Source organism: Pseudobutyrivibrio sp. 49 (assembly GCF_900100545.1).
Classification (GTDB): Bacteria; Bacillota; Clostridia; order Lachnospirales; family Lachnospiraceae; genus Pseudobutyrivibrio.
The window spans coordinates 125990-137986 of the sequence record NZ_FNDP01000007.1; the positions used below are offsets into that span (position 1 = coordinate 125990).

Sequence of the window (11997 nt, forward strand, 5' to 3'; positions counted from 1 at the left end):
AAATTGTTCACAGTATTTGTATAGACAAATCCCCATTTAGCGCCTATTATAAGGATGTTCGCGGGACAACTTACATAGAATGGGCGAGCAAAATATAAAATATAACCCGGGGAGGAAGAAGAGAATGGCAGTAGGTGAAATCATTAAATGTACTGGCGCAGAAGATTTGTACAGAAGAGCTGAGGATTTACAGCTCAAGGGGATTCAAACTGAGTTTGTTGCTAGAAATACATTAAAGGTTGTTGGTATTAGATCAAATAAATAATGCTATTCGGGAGATGCCTGAAAGGGCATCTCTTTTTTTCGTTGTAAATAATTTGATTAGTATTTAATAATTTGTTAATAAATATTTAAGGCAATTAAATTTTACAAAACCAAATTTTGATGATATACTCAAGAAGAGTTATATTTATCTTGGAGGAAATAAAAATGAAAGAATATAGACAGCAGTTTTTTAAGGGAGAACGTGCTCTTTATGCAGAGGATGGGGCTTGTATCTACGATTCGATATTTGATGAGGGAGAATCTCCTTTAAAGGAAAGTAAGAATATCGAAGTCTATGATTCTCAGTTCAAATATAAGTATCCTATCTGGTATTCAAATAATGTCAAGGTAGAGCGATGTAATTGGCTTGAGATGGGCCGTTCGGGTGTATGGTACACAAACGATATCTACGTGAAGGATTCATTTATCACAGCACCAAAGAATTTCCGTCGCTGCGATGGAGTTACACTTGAAAATGTTCAGCTTACAAATGCTGAAGAGACATTCTGGAATTGTAAGAATATCAAGCTTTCTAATGTTTATGCAAAGGGAAGCTACTTTGCTATGAATTCAGAAAATATCGAGATTGATGGATTCAAGCTTGATGGCAATTACTCTTTTGATGGAGCAAAAAATATTACTATAAGAAATTCTGTGTTGCTTTCAAAGGATAGCTTCTGGAACACAGAGAATGTAACAGTTTACGATTCATATATTTGTGGTGAGTACCTTGGATGGAATTCAAAAAATCTTAAATTTGTAAATTGTACAATCGAGAGCTTGCAAGGCTTTTGCTACATTGATAATCTTGAAATGGAAAACTGCAAGTTGATAAATACAACACTTGCCTTCGAATATGTTGATAACGTAAATGCGAATATTACTACAAAGATTGATAGTGTATTCAATCCAATTAGCGGCACAATAACAGCGCCTGAAATTGAGCATCTTATTGTGGAGCCAGATTTAGTTGATCCATCAAAGACTGTCATCAACTGCAAACAGATTGGAAAGACAGAAGAAATCGTCGAGTGGCGTAGAGACAGAAAATAGGAGACTGGAATTAATGGGAAAATATAATTTTGATGCAGTAGTTAACAGACGTGGTACTGATTCAATGAAGTGGGATGTGGCTGAAAATGAGCTTCCTATGTGGGTGGCAGACATGGATTTTCAGACTGCTCCAGAAATCATTGAGGCACTTCAGAAACGTGTTGCAGAGGGTGTCTTCGGATATACTGATGTCAACGACGATTGGTATGAGGCATATATTAACTGGTGGAAGAATCGTCACGGCTTTGAGATTGAACGCCAGTGGTTGATGTTTTGTACAGGTGTTATTCCTGCTATTTCATCCATCGTTCGAAAGCTTACTACACCAAATGAAAAGGTGATTATTCAGACACCTGTTTATAATATTTTCTTCAATAGCATTTTGAATAATGGCTGCAGAGTTTTAGAGAGCCCACTTCATTACGAGGGCGGGGTTTACTCTATGGATTTTGCAGATTTAGAGGAGAAGATGTCTGATCCTCAGGCTAGCCTCATGATTCTATGTAATCCTCATAATCCAGTTGGTAAAATCTGGAGCAGGGAGGATTTGGCAAAGGTTGGAGAGCTTGCCCACAAGTATGGAGTTACAGTTATTTCAGATGAAATTCATTGTGACCTAGTAGAGCCAGGCAAGGAATATGTACCTTTTGCCAGTGTTTCAGATACTTGTAAGGATGTGAGCATCACTTGTATTGCTCCTACCAAGACATTTAGTATTCCAGGTATTCAGACAGCAGCTATTTTTGTTCCTAACAGATTTTTACGTCATAGGGTTTGGCGCGGAATCAATACCGATGAGGTGGCTGAGCCAAATGTATTTGCGGCCCATGCAGCTGTTGCAGCTTTTAATCATGGTGGTCAATGGCTTGATGAATTAAGAGAATATCTATTTGAAAACAGAAGAAGAGTGGAAGAATATGTGGATGAAAATATCCCTAAGCTTCATGTAGTACGCGGGGACGCCACATATCTTCTTTGGATAGATGTAAGTGCTACTGGCATTTCAAGCAAGGAGTTAGCAGCCCGCATCAGAAAGGAAACAGGTCTATATCTCTCAGCAGGTACTGCCTACGGAGGAGATGGAAAGGATTTCCTTCGAATGAATGTGGCATGCACAAAGGCCACCCTGGAGGATGGCCTTGAACGTTTAAAGACTGGAATTGAAATAATATCGATTTAAACTGCATTCATACAGAGTTTATATTCGTCGATTAGTTCGTCAATTAAATCTTTGACAGTTGTAATTTCGTTAATGCGGAAGGCGTTTTCTCCACAAAAGAAAAGGCCTTCTTCTTTATTGCCTTCTACAGCAGCGATTAGTGCTCGGCTGATACAATAAGGGATTTTATCTCCCTTTGGACAAGCCTTTAGGCAGCCGTTACATCTTTTGGCAAAGAAGCTTTTGCCTTCCTCTAAGCTTTGAAGCATAGGGGTAAATACTGCTCTGGCAGGCATTCCTACTGGACTTTTGATGATTTTAATATCTTCTTCCGTGGCATCTACTAAAATTTCCTTGAATGCAGTGGAAGCATCACATTCCTCTGTGGCTATAAATCTTGTACCAATCTGAACACCATCTGCGCCGTTTTTAATGGCCTCTGCAATGTCCTTTCCAGTGAAAATTCCTCCACCAAGGAACACTTTAATTTTCTTTTTGAACTGTTCTTCAAAAGGCTTGATAGCCTCAAGGACTTCCTTAAGGATGTCGATGTTGTCCTGGCAGGTATTATTATTTAAATCGTCAGCAGAAAAGCCTAAGTGACCGCCGGCCTTGTGACCTTCTATAACGATGAAATCCGGTATAGACTGAGCCTTTTTTGCAAAGGTTCTACAAAGGAGCATGGCAGCTTTTGCGCTTGAAACTATAGGAGCGTACAAGGTGTTACTTCCCTTCACAAGCTCTGCAAGATTAAGTGGCAGACCAGCACCTGAAATGATGGCATCTGCCCCGGCTGAGATAGCAGCCTTTACAGTCTCTTCGTAGTGGCTCACAGCCACCATTATATTTACGCCGATAAGGCCATTTCCACCGGCAATTTCTTTAGCCTTTCTAATATGCTCCTTCAAAGCTCTGATATTAGCCTCGAATGGATTTTGTAAAAAATCTGGCTCCTTAAAGCCAATATTTACTGAGCTAATCACGCCCATGCAGCCCTGCTTTGCCACATTTCCAGCAAGTCCTGAAAGAGATACACCTACGCCCATTCCACCTTGTATTATCCCATGGGCTAATTTTTTTCCATTAATTTCCATGACATATTCTCCGTTTAGAAAACTGTTAGTTAAAAATGTTTAGTTAAAATATTTGAGATAATACACCTAAAATGTTGAGTTGTCAAGATAATTGGCAATAATGGACAAGTGTGGCGTAAAAATTATTTGATAAATATATTTTCATTTTTAAGCTTGTATAAAATTAGCTCGAAAACATAGGGGGGCATAGCTCGTTTGGCCTGCTCCCAATCTCTCATGGTGTTATAGGGGATATGAAGATATTCACATAATTCTTTTCTATTCATGCCAGTAGAATATCTAAGTAATCTAAAAGCCTGGGCTGACTTTTCTTTGTCAGATGGAGCTTTTAAGATTTCAATTGCAAGTGTATCAAGATTTTCTAATTTATCATCCATAATAATTTCCTAATATTAAGAATATAAAGCATCATTTTTAGTAAGCAGGTATAGGCAATATTGGTTCATGCTTATGCCCTCAGCTTTAGAGTGGTCTGCAAGGGATTTGTGCAAACTTTTTGGAATTCTGAGTTTAAACTGACCAGAGTAATTGTTAATTGAGTCTGGTAAAGGGATTTCATTTCCTTCCTCAAGATTTGCATGTAGCCATTCCTTTTTTGCATCCATGGCATTTGCTATAGCTTCATCCATAGTTTCCCCCATAGAGAGGCAGCCGGGAAGCTCAGGAAAAGAAACAACAAATCCCCCTTCGTCAGTGTCTGGGATTATTTCCATTTTGTAAGGAAGTTTCATGTACTCATCAAATTTTTTCATGTTTGGATTCCTCACTTTCTATTAGTTCCTTAACTATTTGAATATAAACTTTCTTAATAGGAATATGCTTTGGAATAGTGATGATAGGATAGCCTTTCTTTCTGAAAGTAAAATGACTACTTCCAGATTTAGGAGCCTTCATTTCATATCCATAGCTTTCTAATACTTTTTGTAATTCTTCAAATCTTATGTCTGGATCTAAAGAAAGAATCTTTTTTAGTAGTTTTTCCCATTTAGACATACTTATCTCCTTTATTATAAAATGGTGTCATATATGGTGTCAATATAAATTGCCGCATTGCGGTAGTAATTATAATAAATTTTAGGATGATGTCAATATATTGTTTATTAAGGTAAAGATAATTCTCCATTTTAAAAATATATGTTGCAAATTCTTCAGAGATAGGGCATTATATTGAAGAACTAAATAGACGGGAGCTTGTAGACAGGCTGAGAGGAAGGTGTGACCTTCGACCGAGAACCTGATTTGGATAATGCCAACGTAGGGATGCCGTGCGTAACGTAAATTACATGGAGACCATTTGAGAAATCAGGTGGTCTCCTTTTTTTATGCGTAACCAGCCGGAGTGGAGGGAATAATGGAATTTAATACTGAATTGTACTTTATTACAGATAGTACGCCATACGACAGGGAGGAGTTTTTGTTTCGTGTGGAGGAGGCGCTGAAGGGAGGAGTGACCCTCATGCAGCTGAGAGAGAAAAACAGAACCACAAGAGAATACATAGAGCTGGCTGAGGCAGTTCATGAAATCTCAAAAAAATATAATGTGCCTCTGATTATTGATGACAGGGTGGATGTAATGCTGGCTGTGGATGCAGAGGGCGTCCATGTAGGTGCGGAGGATATGCCTCTTGCCCTAGCAAGAAAAATCATTGGCCCTAATAAGATACTTGGAGCTACTGCTAAGACTGTGGAGGTGGCAAAGGCAGCCTATGAGGCTGGCGCAGATTATTTGGGGGTGGGTGCTATTTATCCGACTACCACGAAGGTAAAGACCATCATCACATCCACAGAGACACTGGATAAGATTTGCCAGGCGGTGCCAATTCCTGTAAATGCCATCGGTGGACTAAATCCTTCAAATATGGATGTGCTTAAGGGAATCGACATTGCCGGTGTGTGCGCAGTGTCAGCAATAATGAAAGCAGATTCACCTATGGTGGCTGCCACAGAAATGAAGAAAAAATTTGTGGAATTAAGAGCATAAGGAGAAGAAAAATGAAAGTCGTTTTATCTATCGCAGGTAGTGATAGCAGCGGTGGAGCAGGAATTCAGGCGGATCTCAAAACAATGACAGCCCACGGCGTGTTCGGTATGACGGCAATTACAGCCATGACTGCCCAGAACACTACAGGGGTAAGTGCAATTGTGGAATCAAGCCCAGAATTCCTTGGAAAGCAGATCGATGCCTGCCTTACAGATATCCCTGCCGATGCTGTAAAAATCGGAATGCTTCCATCACCAGAGCAGGTGAGACTGGTAGCTAAAAAGCTAAAAGAGTACGGAGTCTCAAATATCGTCGTAGACCCTGTAATGGTGGCAACAAGCGGAAGCAGACTAATGGAAGAAAATACATCGCAGGTTATGGCGGACAATCTTTTTAGCATAGCTACTGTAATCACTCCGAATATTCCGGAGGCTGAATGTCTGGTAGAACGCAAGATTTTTGATAAGGCAGGGATGGAAAAGGCTGCAAAAGAATTAGGAAATGAGTACGGCTGCAGCGTACTTATCAAAGGCGGACATAGCGTGGAGGATGCTTGCGACCTGCTTTATGAAAATGGTGTAATCACATGGTTTGAAGGAGAAAAAATTGATAATGACAACACCCATGGAACAGGCTGTACATTATCAAGTGCCATTGCATCAAACCTTGCCTTAGGATACACACTTAAGGAATCTGTGGAGCGTGCAAAGGAATATATTACAGCTGCAATATCAGCAGGCTTGAATTTAGGACAGGGTTCTGGCCCTTTAAATCATATGGTTGGAATAAAAAGTGAAAAAGGAGAAAGAGATGGTTCAGGTAAATGGACAAGCATACGAAGTAGCAGGGAGGACTGTAGAGAGTCTTCTGCTGGAATTGGAGTATGACTTTAGAACTATAGCTGTGGAGCTAAATGAGGAAATAATTCCTAAGGCAACACTTGATCAGGTGATACTGAAGGAGGGAGATGTGCTGGAGGTTGTTAGCTTTGTTGGAGGGGGCTGATAAATGGTTACAAAGGAAGAATTTTATCAGGCTCTGACTAATAGGCATGGTATAGAAAATCAAAAGAAATTTGATGATGCTACCGTGGCAATCTGCGGTCTGGGAGGACTTGGTTCAAACATAGCAATATGCCTTGCTAGAGTGGGTATAGGAAAACTGATTTTGATAGATTTCGATACTGTGGATGTGACTAATCTTCATCGTCAGCAATACAAATTTAATCAGGTGGGAACGCCAAAAACTGATGCACTAAAGGAAAATCTTTTGGAGATAAATCCCTTTATCAAAATAGAGACTCATCTGGTAAAGCTCACAGAGGAGAATACTCCATCACTCATTAAGGATGCTGATGTAATCTGTGAAGCATTTGATAAGCCAGAATGCAAAGCAATGCTGGCGGATATCGTATTTACGAATTATCCCGATAAATATCTGGTATCCAGCTCTGGTATGGCGGGCTTTGGAAGTGCAAATGAGATAGTGACAAAAAAAATCACATCCAGATTTTTCATCTCAGGAGATGGGGTAAGTGATGTGAATTCGGGCATTGGGCTTATATCATCAAGAGTGATGGCATGTGCGGCTCATGAGGCCCATATGGCTCTTAGGATATTGATGGGAGAGACTCAGCCTTAGTTTATACATAATGTGAAAGGATTAAAAATGGAAAACGACAAACTGGTAATCGGTGGAAAAGAATTTGATTCAAGATTTATTCTTGGCTCAGGAAAATATTCAATGAAGCTTATCGAAGCTGCAGTGAAGGATGCAGGAGCGCAGATTATTACTCTTGCAGTAAGACGTACAAACACTAAGGAGGAAGAAAACATTTTGGATTATATTCCAGATGGGGTAACACTTCTTCCAAACACAAGCGGAGCTAGAGATGCAAAGGAGGCTGTTAGAATCGCCCGCCTTGCAAGAGAGCTTGGCTGTGGTGATTTTGTAAAAATTGAAATTATGAGAGATAGCAAATATCTCCTTCCAGATAATTATGAAACAATCAAGGCTACAGAAATACTTGCAAAGGAAGGCTTTGTGGTAATGCCATATATGTACCCAGATTTAAATGTGGCAAGAGAACTTCAAAATGTTGGTGCAGCTACAATTATGCCACTTGCTTCTCCAATCGGTTCAAACAAGGGACTTGCCACAAAGGAGTTTATCCAGATTTTGATAGATGAAATCGATCTTCCTATCATAGTGGATGCCGGAATAGGAAAGCCATCACAGGCATGCGAGGCAATGGAGATGGGAGCCGCTGCTATCATGGCAAACACAGCCCTTGCTACAGCAGGAGATTTGACAATGATGGCATCAGCCTTCAAGGATGCTATCGAGGCTGGACGAAAGGCATATCTTGCAGGTCTTGGACGTGTTCTAACAAGAGGTGCAGCAGCTTCAGATCCTCTTACTGGATTTTTACATTAGGAGGATGTCATGGAGAATAATTTTTTGATTGACTCAGACCTTCTCACAAAGACAGGCTTGGAGCGAAAGCATCAGATAGAGACGGACCCATCTAGCAGAATCAATCACATGGAATATCTTCCAGGGATGGATGTAATAGAATCGGATGTTCGTAAATGCGTAATGGAGCATTTTGAATCCTATGATTACAGCAAATATACAGCCAAAGATGTAAGACGTGCCCTAGAGAGCGACAGATGTACTATAGAAGATTTTAAAGCTCTTCTTTCACCTGCAGCAGAACCTTATTTGGAGCAGATGGCACTGAAGGCTCAGAAGGAGACAAGCAAGCACTTCGGAAATACGGTATATCTTTTCACACCACTTTACATTGCAAATTATTGTGAGAATTATTGCGTGTACTGCGGCTTCAATTGCTACAACAAAATAAAAAGATTAAAGCTTTCTATGGAGCAGATTGAGCATGAGATGAAGGTCATTTCTGATAGCGGTATGGAGGAAATTCTCATTCTAACAGGTGAGAGTCCTACAAAATCCGATGTGAAATATATTGGTGAGGCATGCAAAATTGCCCGCAAATATTTCAAGATGGTGGGCATCGAAATCTACCCTGTAAATGTGGAGGATTACAAATATCTTCATGAATGCGGAGTGGATTATGTGACAGTTTTCCAGGAAACCTACGACAGCGATAAATACGAGACATTACATCTCATGGGAAATAAGAGAATCTGGCCTTACAGATTTGACTCACAGGAGCGAGCCCTTATGGGGGGCATGAGAGGTGTGGCTTTTTCTGCACTTTTAGGTCTTTCAGATTTTAGAAAGGATGCTCTTGCATCAGCTCTTCATGTGTATTTCCTACAGAGAAAATATCCACATGCTGAGATGTCCCTTTCATGTCCGAGACTTCGTCCTATCATCAATAATGATACAATCAATCCTCTTGATGTAGGAGAAAAGCAGCTTTGCCAGATTATCTGCGCATACAGAATTTTCCTGCCATTCTGCGGAATCACAGTATCATCCAGAGAGACAGCAGAATTTAGAAATGGCATTGTGAAAATCGCAGCAACAAAGGTCTCAGCAGGAGTATCCACAGGAATTGGTGACCACGAGGAAAAATATACTGGTTCTCAGGAAGAGGAGTCAGGTGACGAGCAGTTTGAAATATCAGATGGACGAAGCCTTGATAGCATGTATATAGACATTACAGCAGAGGGGCTTCAGCCAGTATTTAATGACTACGTATATGTAGGATAAAATTAGATTTTTTTATAAAGGAGATTATAATGAGCAATTACACAACACAGATGGATGCAGCAAGACAGGGGATTATTACACCAGAGATGAAGCAGGTGGCTTTGAAGGAATATCGCACACCTGAGGAGATTCGTGATTTGGTAGCAAAGGGACAGGTTGCCATCCCTGCAAATAAGCATCACAAATGCATTAATCCAGAGGGCGTAGGCAGCATGCTTCGCACAAAGATTAATGTAAACCTTGGTGTTTCTCGCGATTGCAAGGATTACAATATAGAAATGGAAAAGGTTATGGCGGCAGTAGACATGGGTGCAGAAGCAATCATGGATTTATCCAGCCATGGCAACACACAGCCATTTAGACAGAAGCTTGTGGCAGAATGCTCAGCTATGCTTGGAACAGTTCCAATCTACGACAGTGTCATTCACTATCAGAGAGACCTTGCCACACTTACAGCAAAGGATTTCATTGATGTGGTTCGTCTTCACGCTGAGGATGGCGTGGATTTTGTTACACTTCACTGCGGAATTACAAGAAAGACAATTGAGCAGATCAAAAAGCATAAGCGTAAAATGAATATTGTCAGCCGTGGTGGTTCACTTGTGTTTGCATGGATGACAATGACTGGAGAGGAGAATCCTTTCTACGAATATTATGATGAGATTCTTGAAATCTGTCGTGAGCATGATGTCACAATTTCTCTTGGTGATGCCTGTCGCCCAGGATGTCTTGCAGATGCATCAGATGTATGTCAAATTGAGGAGCTTGTTCGCCTTGGAGAGCTTACAAAGCGAGCATGGGAGAAGGATGTTCAGGTAATGGTAGAAGGACCAGGACACATGCCGATGGATGAAATCGCTGCAAATATGAAGATTCAACAGAAGATTTGTATGGGGGCACCTTTCTATGTACTTGGACCTCTTGTTACTGATATTGCACCGGGCTACGATCACATCACATCCGCTATAGGTGGCGCAATTGCGGCTCAAAATGGTGCAGCTTTCCTCTGCTATGTCACTCCAGCGGAGCATCTTGCACTTCCAAATGTTGATGATGTTAAGCAGGGAATTATTGCTTCAAAGATTGCAGCTCATGCAGCAGATATTGCAAAAAAGATTCCACATGCCATGGACATTGATAATAAGATGGCAGAAGCTCGTCAGGTTTTTGATTGGGATATGCAGTGGGAGTGCTCGCTGGATCCAGAGACAGCCAAAGCTATCAGAGCAGACCGCTCACCAGAGTTTGATGACACCTGTTCTATGTGTGGCAAATTTTGCGCAGTTCGTAGCATGAATAAGGCTCTTTCAGGTGAGTACATTGATATTTTAGGATAGTGTTGTTATCATGGGTGCAGAGTATAAATTATATAGGGAGCACCCAATGGAACATTATAAGTTTATTCAAAATACAGAATGTGAATATTTTCCATGTCACAAAACTGATAAACCAGAGGACTTTAACTGCTTGTTCTGTTATTGTCCTCTTTATTGCCTTGGAGATAAGTGCGGTGGAAATTTTAAATTTACAGAGTCAGGTATAAAATCCTGTGTTGACTGTCTTCGTCCTCATATTCGTGAGAACTACAGCGAGATTACAGGACAGCTTGGTGATGTGATGAAGCTGATTGAAAAGAATAAATCAGACAATTTATAAACTAAATATTAAATAATTATAAATTATTAGCACTCTCTATTGACGAGTGCTAACAACGGGTGTATAACATAGTTACAACAAGGGAAGGAAAAAAGAAAAGCTTCCCAAACCAACCTGGCTGAACAGGAGATAAAAATCCTGTGGCAGCAACGTAACCGGGATTAAAACTATATTTCATATATAAGAGGAGGTAGTAATTATGTTAATGCCTAGTATTTTATCAAATGATTTTATGGATGATTTCTTCGGAGTACCACGTATGACAGGTTTTGGTCACCACTACGACAATGATTTCGCAAGAATGATGACCACAGATGTTAAGGAAAACGAGAATGACTACACTGTAGATATGAATCTTCCAGGATTTGCAAAAGAAGATATCAAGGCTGAGTTGAAGGATGGTTATCTTACAATTAAGGCTGAGACAAATCAGAACAATGATGAGCAGGATGATGATGGAAAATACATCCGCCGCGAGCGTTACACAGGTTCTTGCTCAAGAAGCTTCTATGTAGGAGACAATGTAACTCAGGAAGATATCCACGCAGCATTTAAGGATGGCGTACTTACACTTAGCATTCCTAAGAAAGAAGCCTTACCTGAAAAAGAGGAGACAAAATATATAGCAATTGAGGGATAAATGATATAAAAAACTACGGGAAGGCAGCGCCCATAAATGATTGCCTTCGGCAATGGGGGCGCGCCGTGGCAAACAAAAAGGACTATCAATTTGATAGTCCTTTCAGACTGTAGACAAAGTGTCGCGGCTTTCGCCGCGACCTTTTCTTTTTTATAAGGAGGAACTGGAGTCTGCGGACTCCAGTTCTTTCATTTTTAGTCCTTCTAAAGTCTAAAGAAACCTTGATTTTACAAGCTTTTTCGCCTCTTTTTTGGTATAATAATACTATCAAAATAAGGGGTTAGAATAATGATTACAGAACAAAACGAGAAGGCTAGAAAGCAGATTGAATTTGTATGTACTGATGACTTGGTTCCTCAAGATCATCTTCTCAGAATTATAGATAAAGCTATTGATTGGTCTTTTATTTATGATTTGGTCAGAGATAAATATTCTCCAGATCAGGGACGTC

General features: G+C 40.2%; 16 protein-coding genes, 1 pseudogene and 1 riboswitch. Of the genes and pseudogenes, 13 read left to right on the forward strand and 4 right to left on the reverse strand.

The genetic code is table 11. The annotated features are described in order from the left end of the window. Window positions 1-124: 124 nt before the first annotated feature. From BLP54_RS15820 to BLP54_RS08335, 3 genes are all read left to right on the forward strand, one after another. Window positions 125-265 (forward strand): hypothetical protein, encoded by a 141-nt coding sequence (locus tag BLP54_RS15820; RefSeq protein WP_176754513.1) that lies wholly within the window; start codon window positions 125-127, stop codon window positions 263-265. 164 nt (window positions 266-429) lie between these two features. Continuing rightward, window positions 430-1317 carry a DUF3737 family protein gene (locus tag BLP54_RS08330; protein WP_028246151.1) on the forward strand — a complete coding sequence of 296 codons (888 nt, stop codon included), beginning with the start codon at window positions 430-432 and terminating at the stop codon, window positions 1315-1317. A 13-nt stretch (window positions 1318-1330) separates the two neighbouring features. After that, window positions 1331-2497: a MalY/PatB family protein gene (locus BLP54_RS08335; RefSeq protein ID WP_090168714.1), complete on the forward strand. Its 1167-nt coding sequence runs from the start codon at window positions 1331-1333 to the stop codon at window positions 2495-2497. On the opposite strand, the gene BLP54_RS08340 is transcribed toward BLP54_RS08335, so the two are convergent. The 4 genes from BLP54_RS08340 to BLP54_RS08355 all read right to left on the reverse strand — a co-directional run bounded on the left by BLP54_RS08340 (window position 2494) and on the right by BLP54_RS08355 (window position 4563). Further along, window positions 2494-3570: an NAD(P)H-dependent flavin oxidoreductase gene (locus tag BLP54_RS08340; protein ID WP_090168716.1), complete on the reverse strand. Its 1077-nt coding sequence runs from the start codon at window positions 3568-3570 to the stop codon at window positions 2494-2496. The two genes, BLP54_RS08335 and BLP54_RS08340, sit on opposite strands and share 4 nt — an antisense overlap. Before the next feature lie 122 nt (window positions 3571-3692). Beyond that, entirely contained in the window at window positions 3693-3947 is a 255-nt protein-coding gene (locus BLP54_RS08345; protein ID WP_015550141.1) for a hypothetical protein, read from the reverse strand. 15 nt (window positions 3948-3962) lie between these two features. Then, the gene (locus BLP54_RS08350; protein ID WP_015550140.1) at window positions 3963-4322 is read right to left on the reverse strand and encodes a type II toxin-antitoxin system HicB family antitoxin; all 360 of its coding nucleotides are present in this window, start codon (window positions 4320-4322) and stop codon (window positions 3963-3965) included. Beyond that, the gene (locus BLP54_RS08355; RefSeq protein WP_015550139.1) at window positions 4309-4563 is read right to left on the reverse strand and encodes a type II toxin-antitoxin system HicA family toxin; all 255 of its coding nucleotides are present in this window, start codon (window positions 4561-4563) and stop codon (window positions 4309-4311) included. The genes BLP54_RS08350 and BLP54_RS08355 overlap by 14 nt, the downstream gene beginning before the upstream one ends. A 183-nt stretch (window positions 4564-4746) precedes the next feature. Then, window positions 4747-4848: riboswitch (TPP riboswitch) on the forward strand. A 73-nt stretch (window positions 4849-4921) separates the two neighbouring features. Here BLP54_RS08355 and thiE point away from each other — a divergent pair. The 10 genes and pseudogenes from thiE to BLP54_RS15615 all read left to right on the forward strand — a co-directional run. Next, window positions 4922-5551 (forward strand): thiamine phosphate synthase, encoded by a 630-nt coding sequence (gene thiE, locus BLP54_RS08360; RefSeq protein WP_072915548.1) that lies wholly within the window; start codon window positions 4922-4924, stop codon window positions 5549-5551. An 11-nt stretch (window positions 5552-5562) separates the two neighbouring features. Then, window positions 5563-6438: a bifunctional hydroxymethylpyrimidine kinase/phosphomethylpyrimidine kinase gene (gene thiD / locus BLP54_RS08365; RefSeq protein ID WP_242870667.1), complete on the forward strand. Its 876-nt coding sequence runs from the start codon at window positions 5563-5565 to the stop codon at window positions 6436-6438. Next, on the forward strand, window positions 6362-6556 hold the full coding sequence (gene thiS, locus BLP54_RS16350; RefSeq protein WP_028246147.1) for a sulfur carrier protein ThiS: 195 nt from the start codon (window positions 6362-6364) through the stop codon (window positions 6554-6556). Before thiD ends, thiS begins: the two co-directional genes overlap by 77 nt. Before the next feature lie 3 nt (window positions 6557-6559). Further along, window positions 6560-7192, forward strand: coding sequence for a sulfur carrier protein ThiS adenylyltransferase ThiF (gene thiF / locus BLP54_RS08375; protein ID WP_090168718.1), 633 nt, complete (start codon window positions 6560-6562; stop codon window positions 7190-7192). 27 nt (window positions 7193-7219) lie between these two features. Continuing rightward, entirely contained in the window at window positions 7220-7987 is a 768-nt protein-coding gene (locus BLP54_RS08380; RefSeq protein WP_090168721.1) for a thiazole synthase, read from the forward strand. 9 nt (window positions 7988-7996) lie between these two features. Next, on the forward strand, window positions 7997-9250 hold the full coding sequence (thiH, locus tag BLP54_RS08385) for a 2-iminoacetate synthase ThiH (RefSeq protein WP_090168725.1): 1254 nt from the start codon (window positions 7997-7999) through the stop codon (window positions 9248-9250). Window positions 9251-9279: 29 nt separating this feature from the next. After that, entirely contained in the window at window positions 9280-10587 is a 1308-nt protein-coding gene (thiC, locus tag BLP54_RS08390) for a phosphomethylpyrimidine synthase ThiC (RefSeq protein ID WP_090168728.1), read from the forward strand. 46 nt (window positions 10588-10633) lie between these two features. Further along, window positions 10634-10906: a cysteine-rich small domain-containing protein gene (locus BLP54_RS08395; protein WP_090168754.1), complete on the forward strand. Its 273-nt coding sequence runs from the start codon at window positions 10634-10636 to the stop codon at window positions 10904-10906. A gap of 199 nt (window positions 10907-11105) precedes the next feature. Continuing rightward, window positions 11106-11546: an Hsp20/alpha crystallin family protein gene (locus BLP54_RS08400; protein ID WP_090163574.1), complete on the forward strand. Its 441-nt coding sequence runs from the start codon at window positions 11106-11108 to the stop codon at window positions 11544-11546. 288 nt (window positions 11547-11834) lie between these two features. Next, a pseudogene (locus tag BLP54_RS15615) lies at window positions 11835-11997 on the forward strand (IS5/IS1182 family transposase); the annotation flags it as partial.